Raw genomic sequence first — 19,021 nt, forward strand, 5'->3', positions numbered from 1 at the left:
GAAGATGGTTCCATGATCCGCTCGCTCCTGACCGTTTCCACCGGCACGCTGGCCTCGCGACTGCTCGGCTTCGCCCGCGACGCGATGGTCGCAGCATTGCTGGGCGCGGGGCCGGTGGCGGACGCCTTTTTGGTCGCGTTCCAGCTGGTCAATGTGATCCGGCGGCTGCTGACCGAGGGCGCGCTGAACGCGACCCTGATCCCGGCCTGGCTGCGGGTCCGCGCGGCGCAAGGCGAGGTCGCGGCGGCGGCCTTCGCCGGCCGCGTGCTCGGCACCATCAGCCTCGCGCTGGCGGTGGTCACCCTCGCTATCGGCTTTGTCATGCCGATGGTCATCGCGGGGCTGGCGCCGGGCTTTGTCGGCAGCGACACGCTGCAACTGGCCGTCAACGATGCGTGGCTGATGCTGCCTTATCTGGCCTTTGCCGGGCCGGTCACGGTGATGATGGGCCTGCTCAATGCGCAGCACCGCTTCGCGCTGACGGCGTTCTCGCCGCTGCTGTTCAACATCGCGCTGATCGCGGTGATGAGCGCGCTGCTGCTGTGGCGGCAGGAGGCGGCGACTGCCGCGCTCTTGATCGCCTTCACCGTCGGCATCGCCGGGATGCTGCAACTCTCGATGCTGGTGCTGCGCCGGGGCAAGGAGAATTTCGCCACCCCCTTGCGCGTCTCGCTCGACGGTGAAATGCGCGGCTTCCTGCGCAAGGCGCTGCCCGGCATGCTGGCCAATTCCGGGCCGCAGTTGCTGATCGTCGCCGGCGCCATCATTGCCTCGCGCGCGCCGTCGGTGGTCTCGTGGCTGTATTTCGCCAACCGCCTGATCGAACTGCCGCTCGGCATCGTCGGCACGGCGATGGGCACCGTGCTGGTACCGGAACTGACCCGCGCAGTGCGATCGGGCAATCACGACGCCATCGTGCACGCGGAATCGCGCGGCCTCGAACTGGCGGTCGGCCTCGCGCTGCCGGCGACGCTCGGGCTGATGGTGCTGAGCCAGCCGATCGTGCGGCTATTGTTCGAACACGGCGCGTTCGGCGCGACCGACACCGCCGCCACCGCGCAGGCCTTGACATGGCTGGCGCTCGGCCTGCCCGCCCATGTGCTGGTCAAGGCATTGTCGCCGGCGTTCTTCGCCCGCGACGACACCATGACGCCGCTGTGGGCGACTCTGGTTGGGCTCGGCGTCGCGGTGATCGCCGCGCTCGGGCTCGGCTCGTTGGGCGCCCCCGGCATTGCCGCCGCGATTGCGCTGGCGGCGTGGAGCAGCGCTGCCCTGCTGGTTTCGCGCAGCGCTGCCAGATTCGGCTTTTCGCTCGATGCCGACGCGCCGCGGAGGCTGCCCCGGATCTCGGCGGCGGCGTTGGCGATGGGGACGCTGCTGTGGCTGGCCGCGCGCTTCGTGCTGCCCTGGGCGGCGAACGCGCATGGCTTGACGCAGGCGGCCTTGCTCGGCCTGCTGATCGCGGGCGGGCTCGCGATCTACGCGGCCTTGCTGGCCGTTTTTGGCGTCGTCACCCCCGCCGCGGCGCTGCGGGCCATCCGGGCCTCCCGCCACGGCGACTTGCGCGCCTAGCCCCTGCGTGGCAAGGGACGCGGCACAGCGCCGAGTCCATATCGGCGCGCAGACGGGAACAAAGTCATGGCGATCACGGAACGGGTTTTTTCAGGCGTCCAGCCGACGGGCAATCTGCACCTCGGCAACTACCTTGGCGCGATCGTCAACTTCGTCAAACTGCAGGAAACCCATAACTGCGTGTACTGCGTGGTCGACATGCATGCGATCACGGTGCCCGTTACGGTGTGGGGCGGGCCAGACGAGCTGCGCCGCAACACCCGCGAAGTCACCGCGGCGTTCATCGCGTCCGGCATCGATCCGGCAAAGCAAATCATCTTCAACCAGAGCCAGGTCTCCGGCCACGCCGAACTGGCCTGGGTGTTCAATTGCGTCGCCCGCCTCGGCTGGCTGAACCGCATGACCCAGTTCAAGGAGAAGGCCGGCAAGGATCGTGAGAACGCGTCGGTCGGCCTGTACGACTATCCGGTGCTGATGGCGTCGGACATCCTGCTGTACCGCGCCACCCATGTGCCGGTTGGCGAAGACCAGAAGCAGCATCTCGAGCTGTGCCGCGACATCGCGCAGAAGTTCAACAACGACTTCTCGGCATCGATCGCAGCACAGGGCCATGACGGCAACTACTTCCCGATGCCGGAGCCGGTCATCACCGGCGCGGCGACGCGGGTGATGAGCCTGCGCGACGGCACCAAGAAAATGTCGAAGTCGGACGCTTCCGACAATTCCCGCATCAACCTCACCGACGACGCCGACACCATCGCGCAGAAAATTCGCCGCGCGAAGACCGATCCCGAGCCGCTGCCGTCGGAAGAAGACGGCCTGAAGACGCGCCCGGAGGCCGACAATTTGGTCGGCATCTATTCGGCACTGGCCGACCGGCCGAAATCCGAAGTGCTGCGCGAATTCGGCGGGGCCCAGTTCTCCGGCTTCAAGACCAGCCTGGCCGATCTCGCGGTGGAGAAGCTGGCGCCGATCGCCGCCGAGATGAAGCGACTGACGGGCGACCCCGGCTATATCGACCAGGTGCTGACCGACGGCGGCGACCGTGCCCGCGCGATCGCCAACGAGACCATGAATGCCGTGAGGGACATCATGGGCTTCATCCACAAGCGCTGAAATACCGGCGATTTTCATCGCTCTGCCACAATCGGCGCGGCGTCGGCTGCGCCGCGCGTGGCGCTTGTCGGATGCGGCTGCGCCGTGGCAGCATGACGCAGCCATTTTAGAGCGCATGACGTTATCGCCAAACCGCATACTTTGGCGCGTCATGCGCGAGCACCGGGACATGCATGAGCACCCAGCGACGAAGCTATGAGAGCGGCCACAGGCCGAAATGCCTGGTGGTGGTCGACGACAGCGAGGAATGGGACCGCGCGGTGTACTACGCCAGCCGCTGGGCGATCCGGGTCGGCGGCGGCGTGGTGATGTTGCGGGTGATCGAGACCGAGGACCGCAACCAGCAATGGCTGGGAGTCGCCGACATCATGCGCGCCGAGGCCGAGGAAGGCGCCAATGCCGCGCTCGACCGCGCCTCCGGCCGCGCCAACGGGATCGCCGCGATCACGCCCGAACGGGTGATCCGCGAGGGCGACGCGACCGAGCAGATTCTGGACGTCATCGACAAGGACGAGGACATTGCCATGCTGGTGCTGGCGGCTTCCGGCGGCCCGGAGGGGCCCGGTCCGATCGTCACCACGATGGCCAAGCTGGTCGGCACGTTCCCGATCCCGGTCACGATCGTCTCCGGCAGCCTGACGGACGGGGATATCGACGCCTTGTCGTAGGAAACCGTCATTCCGGGATACCGCAGACGGCGTAGCCGGCTGATGCAGACCCGGAATCCGGAAATGTTCATCCGCCTCATCTCGGGGTTCCGGGTTCGCGCACGCTGGCGCGCACGCGCCCCGGAACAACAATCTATGTCCCTTGATCGTGCGTTCCCCATCGCCATCTGCTAGAGACGAGCCACGCGCCGGCCTTGAACCGGCGACGCAGGAGAGACCGATGTTCATCCAGACCGAAGCGACCCCCAATCCCGCCACCCTGAAATTCATTCCGGGCCGCGACGTGCTCGACTCAGGCACGATGGAATTCACCAGCCGGGAGGCTGCCGCGAAATCGCCGCTGGCCGAGAAGCTGTTCGACGTGCCCGGCGTCACCAGCGTGTTCTACGGCTCCGACTTCGTCACCGTGACGAAGGGCGACAGCGACTGGCAGCACATGAAGCCGGCGATCCTTGGCGCGATCATGGAACACTACATGTCCGGCGCCCCGTTGATGGCCGACGGCAGCGTCAAGGGCGACGTGATGTCGGACGACGAGGAAGAATTCTTCGCCGAGACCGACGCCGAGACGGTGGACATCATCAAGGACCTGATCGAGACCCGGGTCCGCCCGGCGGTGGCTGCCGACGGCGGCGACATCACCTTCCGTGGCTTCAAGGAAGGTATCGTCTATCTCAACATGAAGGGCTCCTGCGCCGGCTGCCCGTCCTCCACCGCGACGCTGCAGCACGGCATCCAGAACCTGCTCAAGCACTTCGTGCCGGAAGTCATCGAAGTCCGCCCGATGTAAGGGCTTCTTTCCCTCCCTTGAGGGGAGGGAAAGCCGGCCGGCGCTGGTACTACGCCGCCTGCCCGATACTGGCCGCCTCGGCTGCCGCGCGTTGCATGCTCGACGACATCTCGCCGGTCACCGTGCTCTGCTCCTCGACGGCAGTCGCCGTTGCCGTGACGTATTCGCTGACGTTCTGGATCTCCTGCTTGATCGCTTCCAGTGCCGCGACCACGTCGCTTGATATGCCGTTCAGGCTGCCGATCTCGCTGGCGATCTTGTCGGTCGCCTGCCTGGCCTGATTGGCGAGGCTCTTCACTTCCGAAGCGACCACCGCAAAGCCACGACCGGCCTCGCCTGCACGCGCCGACTCGATGGTGGCGTTGAGTGCCAGCAGGTTGATCTGCCCGGTGATGCTGCCGATCAGCTCGACGATGCCGCTCATTGCTTGTGCAGCGGCGCTGAGCCGTTGCGCCTGGCCGTCGGCCAGTTCGACCTTGCTCACCGCCGACATCGCGGCGCCCTTCGACTTCATCATCGCCTCGGAGATTTCGCGCACCGACGCGTTCAATTCCTCGGCGCCGGCTGCGACCGACTCCATCATCGCGCGGACTCGCTCGTTCTTCGTCCGTGCGACCACCTGCGCGGTGGTGTCGGTGGCGTATTTCACGATCTTGAACGGCTTACCGTTGAGATCGAGGATCGGATTGTATGACGCCTGGATCCAGACCTCGCGGCCGCCCTTGCCGACCCGCTTGTATTCCGCGGCCTGATACTCGCCGCGGTTCAGGCTCTTCCAGAATTCGCGGTATTCCGCGCCGTCGCGCTCGTTCGGCGCCATGAAGAGGCTGTGGTGCTTGCCTTGAACCTCGGCCAGCGAATAGCCGAGCACGGCGAGAAAGTTTTCGTTGGCGGTCAGCACCCGGCCGTCCATGCCGAATTCGATCACCGCCTGCGACTTGGCGATCGCATCGAGCTGGCCCGAAAAGTTCGCGTTCCTGAGTTTCTGCTCGGTGACGTCGGAGGCAAATTTCAATACCTTCACCGGTCTGCCGGTATCGTCGAAAATCGGATTGTAGGTGGCCAGGATCCACACTTCACGGCCCCCCTTGCCGATCCGCTTGTATTCGGCGGCCTGGTATTCGCCGCGGTTGAGACTTGCCCAGAATTCGCGATAGGCCGCGCTCTCGCGTGTCGACGGTTCGACGAACATGCTGTGGTGTTTGCCGACGACCTCTTCCAGGGGATAGCCGAGTACGCCGAGGAAGATATCATTGGCGGTGATGATGATGCCTTCGAGGTCGAACTCGATCACCGCCTGCGAACGCCCGATCGCGGCGATCTTGCCGCTTTCTTCCATGCCGCGCAGCTTCTGCGCGGTGATGTCGCTGGCAAACTTGATGACCTTGAACGGCTTGCCGTTGTCGTTGAAGATCGGATTGTAGGAGCCCTGGATCCAGACATCGCGACCGCCCTTGCCGACGCGCTTGAACTCGCCTGACTGGAATACGCCGCGGTTCAGCACCGTCCAGAAATCGCGATAGGCGGCGCCATCGCGCGTCGCCGCCGCAACGAACATGCCGTGATGCTTGCCTTGGATTTCTGCCAGCGTGTAGCCCATCGCCGCGAGAAAATTTTCGTTCGCGGTGATGATCGTGCCGTCCATGTTGAATTCGATCACCGCCTGCGACTTGCTGATCGCGGCCGCCTGTGCAAGCGCATTGCGCGTCGCCGGAGTGCTCCACTGCAACATGAGATGTATCTCTTTGGGATGGATGAGGACGATAGCGATTTGCAAAAAAGTGTTGGTGCAACGAACAAGGAACGCCTTGCAAATATACCTTGGTCAGTTCTAGGTTTTTATCCACCCCGTCTGAAAAATTGATTAAGCTGGTATTTATTCCCCTATCAAAGAATTTAATTCAATCGAAGGTTGTCGGCGCGTGAGGGCTGGCGCCGATTTTCGTACGCTCTGACGAAGGAGCCGGACGCGACAAAAGCGGGATTCATCCGCTAGTTGCCGCCTTGGCCGTCGATTTCGACGCCCAGCGGTTGGCGTAGTCAGCGCCCGGCGAGCCGTGATAGTGCTTCGCCATGTTCATTCTTGCCATCGATACCGCCCTCGACGCCTGCGCTGCCGGTGTGCTCGACACCCGCACCAGCAAACTGATCGCGCATGAGTCGCAGCCTATGAAGCGCGGCCATGCCGAAGCGCTGATGCCGCTGATCGCGCGGGTGATGGCGGGCTCCGGCATCGGCTTCGCCGAACTCGACCGCGTCGCGGTGACCACCGGCCCCGGCAGCTTCACCGGCCTGCGCGTCGGCCTTTCCGCGGCACGCGGCATTGGCCTTGCTGCCGGCAAGCCCGTCGTCGGGATCACCACATTGACCGCCTATGCCGCACCGATCGTCAGCCGGGACGCCGGCCATCCCGTGATATCGGCTATCGATGCGCGGCACGACCATGTCTATTACCAGGTGGTGAGCAGCGACGGCGCCTCTTTGGTGCGACCGCGCGTCGCGCCGATTGACGAGGCGCTGCAGGCCGCCGAGTTTGGCGCACCGCACCTGGTCGGCAACGCTGCCGGGATTCTGGCCGCGCGCTGGCCGGCCGACGCGCCGGCACCGGTACAGGTCGATGAGCAGCCGGCGCCGGAGATTTCCTGGCTGGCCTGGCTCGGCGTGGCCTCTGATCCGGCAACCGCTCTGGCGCGACCGTATTACCTGCGCGCACCAGACGCCAAGCCACAGCTTGGTGCAGTGCCGCACGCGGTAGCTGCGCCATGATGGCGTGGTGGTCGCGCTGGTTTGGCGGCGCTCCACCGGTGGTCGAACCGGCCACGCTGCGCGACCTCCGGCGGCTGGCGCAGTTGCACGCGGCGTCGTTTCACCGCGGCTGGGGCGAGGGCGAATTCGAACAGATGCTGCGCGAGCAGAACACCTTGCTGCACCGGTTACGCCAGGGCAGCGACGTGATCGGCTTTGCCGTATCGCGGATCGCTGCCGATGAAGCCGAAATTCTCTCGATCGCGGTGGCGCCGAGCCACCGCGGCCGCGGCCTGTCGCGCGACCTGTTCCTGACCCATCTGGGCCATCTGGCGGGACGGGGCGTGCGCACCGTGTTCCTCGAGGTCGAGGAAAACAATCATCCGGCGCGAAAGCTCTACGAACGGGCCGGTTTCACCGTCGCGGGACGCCGGGAACGCTATTACAAGGAAGCCGGCGGCGTCGAATTGAACGCCCTGGTGATGCGCCGCGACTTGTCCTGACGGACGCGGGGTGGCAAAAGACGGCTCGCGACCGGAAGCTGACATCATGACCGCATTCAAATCATCGCCTTTGCCGAAGGCCACCGGAATCGAGGCGCGCTGCGCCGCGACCGGCATGCGCATGACCGAGCAGCGCCGCGTCATCGCGCGCGTGCTGGCCGACGCGCTGGACCATCCCGACGTCGAGGAATTGTACCGTCGCTGCATCGCGGTGGACGACAAGATCTCGATCTCCACCGTGTACCGCACCGTGAAGCTGTTCGAAGACGCCGGTATCATCGAACGTCACGATTTCCGCGAAGGTCGCGCGCGCTACGAGCAGATGCGCGACAGCCATCACGACCATCTGATCAATCTGCGCGACGGCACCGTGATCGAATTTACCTCCGAGGAAATCGAGAAGCTGCAGGCCGAAGTCGCCGCGCGGCTCGGCTACAAGCTCGTCGATCACCGGCTCGAACTGTATTGCGTGCCGCTCGACGACGACAAACCGACCTCGTGAAGGTCGATTTGGTGAAGTTCGACCTCGTCATCTTCGATTGCGACGGCGTGCTGGTCGACAGCGAGGCACTGGCCTGCGTGGTTCATGCCGACGTGCTGACGGCGCACGGCTATGCGATCACGCCCGAACAGGTGCATGAACGTTTCCTCGGGCGCTCGTCGCGCGAGGCCCGGCGTGAGGTCGAGACCGAACTCGGCCGTGCGCTGCCCGACGCCTATACGGTACAATTGAAGACAACGATCGACCGCGTGTTCGGCGAGCACCTCACACCGGTGCCGCACATCGCCGAAACGCTGGCGCGACTGACGCAGCGCATCTGCGTGGCGTCGTCGGGCACGCCAACGCGGATCGTCAGCAGCCTCACCACCACCGGCCTGATCGACCGTTTCGCGCCAAACCTGTTTTCCGCTGGTCAGGTCGAACACGGCAAGCCGGCGCCGGACCTGTTCCTGTTCGCGGCGGCGCAGATGGGCGTGGCGCCGCTGCGTTGCCTGGTGATCGAGGACAGCCTGGCCGGCGTCACCGCGGCGCGCGCCGCCGGCATGGCCGTGCTCGGCTTTCACGGCGGCGCCCATTGCAGCCCGGCCACCGCCCCGGCGTTGAAAGCTGCGGGCGCTACGGCGACGTTTGACGACATGCGGGAGCTGCCGCAGATGATCGCGCAGCTGGAAGCAGCCGCCGAAGCGGCTATTCCAGAATAAGCCTTTGCACGGACAGTCATTTTCCAACCATGCTGGATTTTGCCGGCAATAGACTATATTGAGCGCGCTGCGCAACCTGCGCCGCCACCCCGAACATTCAGGTTCCATGACCGCGCCGCGCAAGCTGCATATCAAGTCCTACGGTTGCCAGATGAACGTCTACGATGCCCAGCGCATGGTCGACACGCTGGCGCCTGAGGGCTTTGTCGAGACGGCCAGCGTCGATGACGCCGATCTCGTCATCCTCAATACCTGCCACATCCGTGAGAAGGCCTCCGAGAAGGTCTATTCCGAGCTTGGCCGGCTGCGCGTCGCCAAGGACGCCGCGGCGGAGCAAGGCCGCAAGATGAATATCGTCGTCGCCGGCTGCGTCGCGCAGGCCGAGGGCAACGAGATCATCCGCCGCGCCCCAGTGGTCGATGTCGTGGTCGGGCCGCAGAGCTATCATCACCTGCCGCAGCTGCTCGCCAAGGCGAAAGCCGGCGGCCGGGCGCTGGAAACCGAATTCCCGATCGAGGACAAGTTCGGCTTCCTGCCGGCCCCCAAGCCAGCGGCGATCCGCGCGCGCGGCATTTCCTCGTTCGTCACCGTTCAAGAAGGCTGCGACAAGTTCTGCACCTTCTGCGTGGTGCCCTATACCCGCGGCACCGAGGTCTCGCGGCCGGTCGCCAGGATCGTCGACGACGTCAAACGGCTCGCCGACAATGGCGTCTGTGAGATCACGCTGATCGGCCAGAACGTCAACGGCTACCACGGCGAGGGCCCCGACGGCCGGCCATGGCCGCTCGGCACGCTGCTGCGCCGGCTTGCAGAGATACCCGGCATCGTACGACTGCGTTATTCCACCAGCCATCCGCGCGATGTCGAGGACACTTTGATCGAGGCGCACCGCGATTTGCCGGAGCTGATGCCCTATGTGCACCTGCCGGTGCAGTCTGGCTCGGACCGCATTCTCGGCCTGATGAACAGGAAACATACCGCGCAAGATTATGTGGATGTCATCGACCGTTTTCGCGATGCGCGGCAAGACATTGCTTTTACTTCCGATTTCATCGTCGGCTTTCCCGGCGAAACTGAGGAAGATTTCGAAGCGACGCTCGCGCTTGTCACACAAATCGGCTACGCTGGTGCGTATTCGTTTAAGTATTCGCCGCGGCCGGGCACTCCCGCAGCGGAGATGCAGGAGACGGTGTCAGCGGCAGTGATGGACGAGCGCTTGGTGCGACTTCAGGAACTGATCGACAACCAGCAGTCCGCCTTCAACGCGGCGACGATTGGACAGACCGTTGACGTGCTGTTCGAACGCGCCGCGCGCAATCCCGGCCAGATTGTTGGCCGCACCCCCTGGCTGCAGCCCGCCCATGTGATGGCCTCCGAGGACATCATCGGAAAGGTGCTGCCGGTCACCATCACCAGCCTCGAGCGCTACAGCCTGCTCGGCCACCTCACCACGCCGCTTTCCCCGTCCTTGCCGTCAGCACCTTCTCACACCGTCATGGGAGCCTGAATTCTTGGCCAAAAGCGCATCGGATCTGCCTTCGCTCGCCGCCCGCAAGATTGAAACGCTTCCCCAGCCCGAGACGCAGGTCGTCATCGACTTCGACGACAACCGCGCGGCCTCCTCACTGGTCGGCCCCTACGGCCAGAACCTGGCCTTGGTCGAACGCCGACTGAATGTCGTCGTCGACTCCCGCGGCAACCACATCACCCTGACTGGCACCCGCGATGCCTGCGACGCCGCCCGACGCGTACTTGAGACGTTGTATGCGCAGGCCGCGCAGGGCCACGACCTCGCGCCCGGCGACGTCGAAGGCGCGATCCGCGCCACGTTGGCGCAGGGGACATTGTTCGCCTTCGATCCCAAGTCCAAAGCCTCGACCTTCGAGGCAATCAATCTGCGCAAGCGCCCGGTGCGCGCCCGCACCGCCGCGCAGGACACCTACATCCAGGCGCTGAAGAGCCACGAACTGGTGTTCGGCATCGGTCCGGCCGGCACCGGCAAGACCTGGCTCGCGGTGGCGCAGGCCGCGGCTTTGTTCGAGCGCAAGGAAGTCGACCGCATCATCCTGTCGCGCCCGGCGGTGGAAGCCGGCGAACGGCTCGGTTTTTTGCCCGGCGATCTCCGCGAAAAGGTCGACCCCTATCTGCGCCCTATCTACGACGCGCTTTATGACCTGATGGATTCGCGCATCGTCGAACGCGCGCTGCAGACCGGCGAAATCGAAATCGCGCCGTTGGCCTTCATGCGCGGTCGCACGCTGACCAACGCTGCGATCATCCTCGACGAAGCACAGAACACCACCTCGATGCAGATGAAGATGTTCCTGACGCGGCTCGGCGAAAACAGCCGCATGATCATCACCGGCGATCCCAGCCAGGTCGATCTGCCGCCCGGCCAGACCTCGGGCCTCGCCGAGGCCGCACGCCTGCTCGATGGCGTACAGGGCATCGCGCAGGTCAAGTTCACCGCCGAAGACGTGATCCGCCATGAATTGGTGGCGCGGATCGTTGCTGCCTATGAGGGAATACCGCAGAAGCCCGCGGTCCAAAAAGCCTGATGTCCCCCACTCAAGCCATTGGCGGTCCCGATGTCGGGATCGCCCGCGAAAGAAGTTCTACACCGATGACGACCACCACACTGCCCGCGACCGAAGTCATGATTGTCGCCGATTGCTGGAACGCCGAGGCGGGAGCCGAAGCGGTGATTTTTCGTGCGATCGAAGCCGCCGCGGCGCATGTCGATGCCGACACGGCGGACGCCGAACTGGCGATCATGCTGACCGACGATGCCGGCATCCAGACCCTGAACAAGAACTGGCGCGGCATCGACAAGCCGACCAACGTGCTTTCTTTCCCCGCCCTGCAGCCGCCGGAAGGCGCGCAGGAGCCGGACGATGCGCCGCGCATGCTCGGCGACATCGCGATCGCCTATGAGACCACGCGGCGCGAAGCCGACGAGGAAGAGAAAACGTTCGAGAACCACCTCAGCCACCTCGCCGTGCACGGCTTCCTGCATCTGGTCGGCTACGACCATGAGAAGGACGGCGAGGCCGAGGCGATGGAAGCGCTGGAACGCGAGATTCTGGCCCAGCTCGGCATTGCCGATCCATATATGGATCGAGATCCCGATGCCGATCAGGATCGGGTGATCTGAGATGCCCGACGGCGACAGTAGCAACGACCACGCGAGCACCGTGAGCAACCTGCCTGCGGTCATCCATGACGGCGAGGTGCTACGCCCCTCCGCCGAAAACTGGCTGACCCGCGCCATTCGCTCGCTGTTCGGCTGGAAGCCCGGCTCCGTGCGCGACGACCTGCAAGTGGTCCTCGATGCCTCGACGCCCGACGAGACCGGTTTCTCGACCATCGAGCGCACCATGCTGCGCAACATTCTTGGACTGCACGAGCGGCGCATCGCCGACGTGATGGTGCATCGCGCCGATATCGTCGCCGTGAAGCAGGACATCCCGCTCGGTGAATTGATGGGCCTGTTCGAGAGCGCCGCACATTCGCGCCTCGTGGTCTATGACGAAACGCTCGACGACCCCGTTGGCATCGTCCACATCCGCGACCTGCTCGCCTTCATGACCTCGAAGGCCCGCGCGGTCGTGCCCTCCACCGCCAAGCGCAAGAAAGTGCTGCCGGCCGGGCTGGATCTGCGTTCGATTGATCTGGCGCAAAAGGTGTCCGAGACCGGCATCATCCGCAAGCTGTTGTACGTGCCGCCGTCGATGCGCGCGATCGATCTGCTGGCGCAGATGCAGGCGGCGCGAATCCATCTCGCTTTGGTCGTCGACGAATATGGCGGCACCGACGGCCTCGTTTCGATCGAGGATATCGTCGAACAGATCGTCGGCGAGATCGACGACGAACACGACAGCGACGAGCCACCCTCGATCGTCAAGCAGGGCGATTCCTTCATCGCCGATGCACGCGCCAGCCTCGAGGATGTCATCGCCATGGTCGGCGAGGAATTCGTCACCGGCGAAGCCGGCGAGGAAGTCGAAACGCTCGGCGGCTATCTCGTCACCCATGTCGGACGCTTGCCGGTGCGCGGCGAGGTGATCTCCGGCCCCGGTAATTTCGAGATCGAAGTGCTCGACGCCGATCCGCGCCGCGTCAAGCGTCTGCGCATCGGACCTCGAAAGGAGCGCCCGGCCGTGCGGTCGCGCGACCCCCGCCGCCGCGACGCCGGCAGCGACACTTCCGGCCCGGCGCAGGCCAATGACAACGCCACGTCGTCGCGGCCAGACAGCGCGGGTTCACGGTGAGTTCTCGCATGCTGCGCAACCTGGCTCTGTCGATCATCCTGGCCTGGGGCTGGAAGCGCGCGGCCATTGCGCTTGCGGCCGGTGCAGTATCGTCGCTGGCGATGGCGCCGTTCAACGCCTGGCCGGTGCTGTTCGTTACCTTCCCGATCGTGGTCTGGCTGATCGACGGCTCTGCCGCTGGCAAAATGCGCGGCATTCCCGCCGCGGCGATGGCCGGCTGGTGGTTCGGCTTCGGTTACTTCGTGCCGGGCCTGTACTGGATCGGCTACGCCTTCCTGGTCGATGCGCAGACCTTTGCGTGGCTGCTACCCGCCGCTATCTGCGGCCTGCCCGCATATCTGGCGCTGTTCACGGCGCTGGGCTTCGCGCTGGCGCGGCTGATCTGGACCAAGGACTATTCCCGCGTGCTGGCGCTCGCCGCCTGCCTCACCATCGGCGAATGGCTGCGCGGCCATGTGCTGACCGGCTTTCCCTGGAACAGTTTTGGTTACGCGCTCACCGAGCCATTGGCGTTGGCGCAGACCGCGTCGCTGATCGGGCTGTGGGGCATGACCTTCCTGGCGGTTGCGATTTTTGCGTCACCTTCCATCCTGATCGATGGCCGTTCGCGCACCGCGCGGCCGTGGCTGCCCGTCTCACTCGCGCTGGTGCTGCTCGCCGTGATGGGCTTGTACGGCATGGCCCGGTTGTCGCGCACGCCGACGCAACTGGTCGCGGGCGTGAAGCTGCGCATCATGCAGCCGAACCTCGCGCAGGACGTCCGCTTCAACTACGCCGCCAAGGCGGAAGTCATGAAGAAGTACCTCGCGCTGTCGGACCGCGCCACCGGGCCGGATTCCAGCGGCGTCGGCGATGCCAGCATTTTGATCTGGCCGGAGTCCGCGTTTCCATTCTTCCTGTCGCGCGAGCCGGACGCGATGGCGCAAATTGCCGCGTTGCTGCCGAAGGGCACTACGCTTGTCACCGGCGCGGTGCGCCCGCCCGACCAGCCGCCGGGCACGCGCGTGACGCGCGCTTACAATTCGATCTTCGTGATCGACGACGAAGGCAGCATCGTCTCCGCTTACGACAAACTACACTTGGTGCCGTTCGGCGAGTATCTGCCTTTTCAGGAGTTCGCCGAAAAGATCGGCTTCCAGCAACTCACCAAACAAGTCGGCGGATTCATCCCCGGCACGCGGCGGCGCTCGCTGGAGATTCCCGGCGCACCGAGGATGCTGCCGCTGATCTGCTACGAAGCGGTTTTCCCCGGCGATGTAACTTCGCGCGACGACCGGCCGGGCTGGATCGTCAACCTCACCAATGACGGCTGGTTCGGAATCTCCACCGGCCCCTATCAGCATCTGCAGCAAACGCGGATGCGCGCGGTGGAAGAAGGACTGCCGATTGTTCGCGCAGCGAACACCGGCATCTCCGCAGTGATCGATCCGCTCGGCCGCATCATCGCGCGACTCGATCTCGGCGTCGAAGGCGTGCTGGATGCCGGACTGCCTTCAGCGATAGGCCCCACCGTCTATGCGCGGATTGGAGATATTCCAGCCGCGCTGTTCGTCGCACTGGCGATGATCATCGCCGTGCGACGCCGGGCGCCGCCGCGCGCTTGAACGCCAGGGCGTAGCTGCGATTTGAAGTCGCATCCAGCCGCTGCAGATAGAGTGATATTTGTGCAGTAGCTTGCGACGAAAATTCTCACTCGGTGAGAATAAGGTAGCGAGGTGTTCAAAATTTCCGCTTAGGAAAATTTGCAGTTGGAATAAAATCGACTACGATGTTGTTGGCATCGCCGCGGCGAAACGAAGAACGAAGTATGCTTCGGATCGGGTCATGGTCCGCAATGTTGAACGTGTTTTGAGACGTGTGAGCTTTGAACTGATCTGGGAGTGAATGGGATGTCGGCCAAAGCGCCTAATCCGGTCGACAAGTATGTCGGCAGCCGTGTGCGCATGCGGCGCATCATGCTCGGCATGAGCCAGGAAAAACTTGGCGAGGCGCTCGGTCTCACGTTTCAACAGGTACAAAAATACGAAAAGGGCACCAACCGGGTTGGCGCCAGCCGGTTGCAGCAGATTTCGGAAATTCTTCAGGTCCCCGTTTCATTCCTGTTCGAGGGCGGCCCGGGCGCAATTCTGCATGCCGACGGCTTCAGCGAAGCGTCCTCGCCGGCTTACGTGTCCGATTTCCTCGCCACCACCGAAGGCCTCGCGCTAACCCGCGCCTTTACCCGCATTACCGACGCCAAGCTCCGCCGCAGCATCGTCGATATGGTCGAGCAGATCGCTGCCCGTGAGGCGCCGGACGAACGCTGACAGCGCTCAACGTTGCGGGACCGGTGGCGTCGGCCTGATTCTGGCTGTATCAATCGCGCGCCATGAACCAGCCCGCACCCGATTCCAACGACCACCACACCTCCGCCAGCGACGGCACCACCACGCCGGACGATGACGGCTTCTACCGCGGCTCATTCTTCGGACGCCGCAAGGGCCACAAGCTCCGCCTGCACCAGGCCGACCTGGTCGCCACGCTGCTGCCGCGCCTCGCGCTCGACATCGCCCATCCGGCGCCGGCCGATCTGCGCACGCTGTTCACGCCGGCGGTCGATACCGTTCGCGTCGAGATCGGATTCGGCGGCGGCGAGCATCTGGTCGCCGAAGCGCTCGCCCATCCGCGCACCGGCTTCATCGGCTGCGAGCCCTACGTCAACGGCATGGCGAGAATTCTCACGGAGATCGACGAAAAAGAGATCGGCAACATCAGGTTGCTGGCCGGCGACGCCGCCGAGTTGCTGGCCTGGGCGCCGCCGCACTCCTTCGCGCGGATCGACCTGATCCATCCCGACCCCTGGCCGAAGCGCCGGCACTGGAAGCGCCGCTTCGTGCAGGACGCGACCCTGGCGTCGATGGCCCGGGTGCTGGTGCCATCGGGTGAGTTCCGCTTCGTCTGCGACATCGAGGATTACGTCGCATGGACGCTGTGGCACCTGATGCGTTCACCGGATTTCACCTGGACCGCAGAGCGCGCCGCCGACTGGCAATCGCCATGGCCGAACTACACCATGACCCGCTATGGCCGCAAAGCCACCCGCGAAGGCCGCAAGGCGGCGTATGTGATTTCAAAGCGCACGGCAGGTTGACGCGTTTCCCGAGCGCGTTGCGCAGCGTTCGGGGAACGAGAACCTGTTGTCTGGCGATTACGCCGGCATCGGCGCGGTCGGGTCGCGGGTCTGCCAGAAGGTCAGAACGCGCTGCGCGGTGGCCGGCACCAGACGCTCGAAATTCAGTCGCGCCTCTTCCACATCCGCCGCTGCCGGCGTACGTCCGGGACCAAGCCGCAGCGCCATCAGCGCGCGCACGGTGGCCCAGGAAATGGCGACCGACTTGCCGAGAATCAGGATCGGATCGTCGCGATCGCCCTTCAGCAACTGATCGATGGTGGCGATACGCACGCCGGACATCGCCGACAGCGCCGCCGCGGTCTCCTCATATTGATGGGCCCTGGCGAAGCGCAACAGCGCGCCTTCGTTGAGTTCATCGGCATGGTGCAGCTTCCGCACCACGCGCTGCGCGGCGGCGAAGTCACGGGTGATCGCGGGATTCGTCGCCGTACCGGAAATTTCCGCAAGCGCCCGGTTGATCGCCTCGCGCTGGTGGGTCGGCACGGCGTCGAACAGCCGGCGACGCACCACTTCGACGGAACGCGCGAGCAGGTCCTTGAGCTGCGGTGGCGACAGATCGCCGCGCTGCCCCACGGTGACAGCCAGCACGCCGTCGTCGCCGGCGCGGCGGATCAGACCGGCATAGCCAAGATGGGAGAAATTGGCGCCGGCATTGCCGGCAACGCGACGCACCACGTCGCGATCGCCGCGGCGCACGATGACATCCGTGATCGGAGGCGACAGCGTCGGCCGGTCTGACATCGCCAGGAGATGCTGCTGGCCTTTGAGCTTGGCGATTTCAACCAGCGTCATCTCGTTGATCACCGGCGAACGGCGCAAAAGCGGCCCGGCTATCATGATCTCGTCGTCGTGGACCAGCAACGCGACCAGTTGTGGCGGCGCATTGCTCAACGACGCCAGCCGTTCGGCAAGCGCGCTGCGCGCTTCCACTTCGGTCTGCGGCACGAGGCTGGTCAGGATACCGTCGAACAGATCGATGTGGGCAGGCTGGTACCGGGAGGCGCCGGCCAGAAACAGGTCCGAGATCTTGCGAACGGCGTCGCCCCGTCGCTTGGGATCGCCATGCTGGACGATATCCTCAAGCCCGGGAATTATGGAATGCGCCACCGTCATCAAATATACTCAACCGCGCCATACAGGCAGCTGCACCTTAGGTTGGCGTTCATGAAAGAATGGTTAGCCCGACGGACGCGGTTCCCGGCCGGCTAAATTTATTTCAGGAGGGCCAGCAGGCCTTGCCGGGGCGTCGCAAAACGGCTATATCGCCCATAACTTATGGTTTCTCATACGAACGCGTTTGAGAGTGGGCCCCTCGGGACCCGCTCTTTTTTATTACCTGAACGGGCTCCGGCTGCCGACACGGCGGGGTTTGGTCAGGTCCGATGGCCGGGCTGAAGCCCGACCCAATCCAGTCAGTTGACCAACCTTTGACCCTCATGATGACCGAACCGACCACAGAGCCCGTGGATCTCGAACTGCTCGATGAGCCGCGTCTGGTCATTGAACCGGGCGCTGCCGCGCGCGTATCTGCGATCGCCGGTCCGGTGCTGCATGGCATGGGGTACCGGCTGGTCCGCATCAAGATTTCCGGCGAACTCGGCTGCACCGTGCAGATCATGGCGGAACGCCCCGACGGCACCATGCTGGTCGAGGATTGCGAGGCAATCTCGCACGCCTTGTCGCCGGTGCTGGACGTTTCCGACCCGATCGAGCGCGCCTACCGGCTCGAGGTTTCCTCGCCCGGCATCGATCGGCCGCTGGTTCGCCGCACCGATTTCGAGCGCTACGAAGGCTATCTGGTCAAGATCGAGATGGCGGTGCCCGTTGGCGGCCGCAAGCGGTTCCGCGGCCTGCTCGGCGCCATCGAAGGCGACGTCGTGTTGCTGGATCGCGAAGGCGCTCGCGACGGCGAAGACCCCATCACGCGGCTGCCGCTGGAAGACATTTCCAACGCCAATCTAGTGCTGACCGACGAGCTGATCGCGGAATCGATGCGCCGCGGCAAGCAGGCCGAGCGCGACATGAAGCAGGGCCTTGGCATCCTGCCGGCGCCGCCCGCGCACGCCAAGCGCAGCGACCCCACCAAGAGCTTCGCGCCGAAGCCCAAGCTCAAGGCCGCCAAGAAGGCTGCCCCGAAGACTCCGCCCAAGAACACCAAGGAACACCGGCTGGCCGCTGAAAGACAGCGTCTGGGCCTCGACCCCACCGAAGGAGACTGAGACATGGCAGCTGTCAGCGCCAATAAACTCGAATTGCTTCAGATCGCGGAAGCGGTTGCGCGGGAAAAATCGATCGACCGCAGCATCGTGATCGAGGCGATGGAAGATGCCATCGCCAAGGCGGCACGGGCGCGTTACGGCTCCGAAACCGACGTGCACGCCGAGATCAATCCGAAGACCGGCCAGTTGCAGCTCACCCGCCACATGCTGGTGGTCGAGGATGTCGAGAACTCCTCCAACCAGATCTCGCTGTTCGACGCCGAGCGCGCCAACCCCGGCGCGCAGATCGGCGACACCATCGCCGATACCCTGCCGCCGCTGGAATATGGCCGCATCGCCGCGCAATCCGCCAAGCAGGTGATCGTGCAGAAGGTGCGCGAGGCCGAACGCGACCGGCAGTATCAGGAATACAAGGACCGCATCGGCGACGTCGTCAACGGCATCGTCAAGCGGGTGGAATACGGGAACGTCGTGGTGGATCTCGGCCGCGGCGAAGCGATCGTGCGCCGCGACGAGATGCTGCCGCGCGAGGTGTTCCGCAACGGCGACCGCATCCGCGCCTATATCTACGACGTGCGGCGCGAGCCGCGCGGACCGCAGATCTTCCCGTCGCGCACGCATCCGCAATTCATGGCGCGGCTGTTCGCCCAGGAAGTGCCGGAAATCTATGACGGCATCGTCGAGGTGAAGGCGGTAGCGCGCGATCCGGGATCGCGGGCCAAGATCGCCGTGATCTCGCGCGATTCATCGGTCGATCCTGTC

19 protein-coding genes are annotated in these 19,021 nt (G+C 64.6%); 17 read left to right on the forward strand and 2 right to left on the reverse strand.

Going from position 1 to position 19,021, the window contains the following annotated elements; genetic code table 11:
* Positions 1–12 precede the first annotated feature (12 nt).
* The 4 genes from murJ to JWQ24_RS14240 all read left to right on the forward strand — a co-directional run bounded on the left by murJ (position 13) and on the right by JWQ24_RS14240 (position 4,146).
* Positions 13–1,572 carry a murein biosynthesis integral membrane protein MurJ gene (gene murJ, locus JWQ24_RS14225; protein ID WP_299809007.1) on the forward strand — a complete coding sequence of 520 codons (1,560 nt, stop codon included), beginning with the start codon at positions 13–15 and terminating at the stop codon, positions 1,570–1,572.
* A gap of 66 nt (positions 1,573–1,638) precedes the next feature.
* A complete protein-coding gene (trpS, locus tag JWQ24_RS14230; RefSeq protein ID WP_299809009.1) occupies positions 1,639–2,688 on the forward strand; it encodes a tryptophan--tRNA ligase in 1,050 nt (349 codons plus the stop codon).
* A 173-nt stretch (positions 2,689–2,861) separates the two neighbouring features.
* Entirely contained in the window at positions 2,862–3,356 is a 495-nt protein-coding gene (locus tag JWQ24_RS14235) for a universal stress protein (protein ID WP_299809012.1), read from the forward strand.
* A 220-nt stretch (positions 3,357–3,576) separates the two neighbouring features.
* Positions 3,577–4,146, forward strand: a complete 570-nt coding sequence (locus JWQ24_RS14240) for a NifU family protein (protein ID WP_299809014.1) — start codon at positions 3,577–3,579, stop codon at positions 4,144–4,146.
* A 49-nt stretch (positions 4,147–4,195) separates the two neighbouring features.
* On the opposite strand, the gene JWQ24_RS14245 is transcribed toward JWQ24_RS14240, so the two are convergent.
* Positions 4,196–5,878, reverse strand: coding sequence for a PAS domain-containing methyl-accepting chemotaxis protein (locus JWQ24_RS14245; protein WP_299809017.1), 1,683 nt, complete (start codon positions 5,876–5,878; stop codon positions 4,196–4,198).
* A 341-nt stretch (positions 5,879–6,219) separates the two neighbouring features.
* Between JWQ24_RS14245 and tsaB the strand changes: the two genes are divergently transcribed.
* The 11 genes from tsaB to JWQ24_RS14300 all read left to right on the forward strand — a co-directional run bounded on the left by tsaB (position 6,220) and on the right by JWQ24_RS14300 (position 15,998).
* A complete protein-coding gene (gene tsaB / locus JWQ24_RS14250) occupies positions 6,220–6,912 on the forward strand; it encodes a tRNA (adenosine(37)-N6)-threonylcarbamoyltransferase complex dimerization subunit type 1 TsaB (RefSeq protein ID WP_299809020.1) in 693 nt (230 codons plus the stop codon).
* Positions 6,912–7,394, forward strand: coding sequence for a ribosomal protein S18-alanine N-acetyltransferase (gene rimI, locus JWQ24_RS14255; protein WP_299809060.1), 483 nt, complete (start codon positions 6,912–6,914; stop codon positions 7,392–7,394). The genes tsaB and rimI overlap by 1 nt, the downstream gene beginning before the upstream one ends.
* Positions 7,395–7,440: 46 nt before the next feature.
* Positions 7,441–7,896, forward strand: a complete 456-nt coding sequence (locus JWQ24_RS14260) for a Fur family transcriptional regulator (protein WP_299809023.1) — start codon at positions 7,441–7,443, stop codon at positions 7,894–7,896.
* A gap of 11 nt (positions 7,897–7,907) precedes the next feature.
* Positions 7,908–8,597, forward strand: coding sequence for an HAD family hydrolase (locus JWQ24_RS14265; RefSeq protein WP_299809063.1), 690 nt, complete (start codon positions 7,908–7,910; stop codon positions 8,595–8,597).
* A gap of 106 nt (positions 8,598–8,703) precedes the next feature.
* Positions 8,704–10,104 carry a tRNA (N6-isopentenyl adenosine(37)-C2)-methylthiotransferase MiaB gene (gene miaB / locus JWQ24_RS14270; protein WP_299809026.1) on the forward strand — a complete coding sequence of 467 codons (1,401 nt, stop codon included), beginning with the start codon at positions 8,704–8,706 and terminating at the stop codon, positions 10,102–10,104.
* A gap of 4 nt (positions 10,105–10,108) precedes the next feature.
* A complete protein-coding gene (locus JWQ24_RS14275; protein ID WP_299809028.1) occupies positions 10,109–11,155 on the forward strand; it encodes a PhoH family protein in 1,047 nt (348 codons plus the stop codon).
* A gap of 65 nt (positions 11,156–11,220) precedes the next feature.
* Positions 11,221–11,751 carry an rRNA maturation RNase YbeY gene (gene ybeY / locus JWQ24_RS14280; RefSeq protein ID WP_299809031.1) on the forward strand — a complete coding sequence of 177 codons (531 nt, stop codon included), beginning with the start codon at positions 11,221–11,223 and terminating at the stop codon, positions 11,749–11,751.
* Between the two features lies 1 nt (position 11,752).
* A complete protein-coding gene (locus JWQ24_RS14285; RefSeq protein ID WP_299809034.1) occupies positions 11,753–12,868 on the forward strand; it encodes a hemolysin family protein in 1,116 nt (371 codons plus the stop codon).
* An 8-nt stretch (positions 12,869–12,876) separates the two neighbouring features.
* Positions 12,877–14,472 (forward strand): apolipoprotein N-acyltransferase, encoded by a 1,596-nt coding sequence (gene lnt, locus JWQ24_RS14290; protein WP_299809037.1) that lies wholly within the window; start codon positions 12,877–12,879, stop codon positions 14,470–14,472.
* A 285-nt stretch (positions 14,473–14,757) separates the two neighbouring features.
* Positions 14,758–15,174, forward strand: coding sequence for a helix-turn-helix transcriptional regulator (locus JWQ24_RS14295; protein ID WP_299809040.1), 417 nt, complete (start codon positions 14,758–14,760; stop codon positions 15,172–15,174).
* A 62-nt stretch (positions 15,175–15,236) separates the two neighbouring features.
* The gene (locus tag JWQ24_RS14300) at positions 15,237–15,998 is read left to right on the forward strand and encodes a tRNA (guanine(46)-N(7))-methyltransferase TrmB (RefSeq protein WP_299809043.1); all 762 of its coding nucleotides are present in this window, start codon (positions 15,237–15,239) and stop codon (positions 15,996–15,998) included.
* Between the two features lie 57 nt (positions 15,999–16,055).
* Here the strand turns inward: JWQ24_RS14300 and JWQ24_RS14305 are convergent, their stop codons facing one another.
* Positions 16,056–17,153 carry a DUF2336 domain-containing protein gene (locus tag JWQ24_RS14305; protein ID WP_299809046.1) on the reverse strand — a complete coding sequence of 366 codons (1,098 nt, stop codon included), beginning with the start codon at positions 17,151–17,153 and terminating at the stop codon, positions 16,056–16,058.
* A 326-nt stretch (positions 17,154–17,479) separates the two neighbouring features.
* Here JWQ24_RS14305 and rimP point away from each other — a divergent pair, with 326 nt between their 5' ends.
* The gene (rimP, locus tag JWQ24_RS14310; RefSeq protein ID WP_299809049.1) at positions 17,480–18,259 is read left to right on the forward strand and encodes a ribosome maturation factor RimP; all 780 of its coding nucleotides are present in this window, start codon (positions 17,480–17,482) and stop codon (positions 18,257–18,259) included.
* Between the two features lie 3 nt (positions 18,260–18,262).
* Positions 18,263–19,021 (forward strand): transcription termination factor NusA (gene nusA, locus JWQ24_RS14315; RefSeq protein WP_299809052.1); only part of this gene is annotated, 759 nt, incomplete at its 3' end.

Origin of the sequence: Tardiphaga sp. (genome assembly GCF_028290495.1) — a bacterium.
GTDB lineage: Bacteria > Pseudomonadota > Alphaproteobacteria > Rhizobiales > Xanthobacteraceae > Tardiphaga.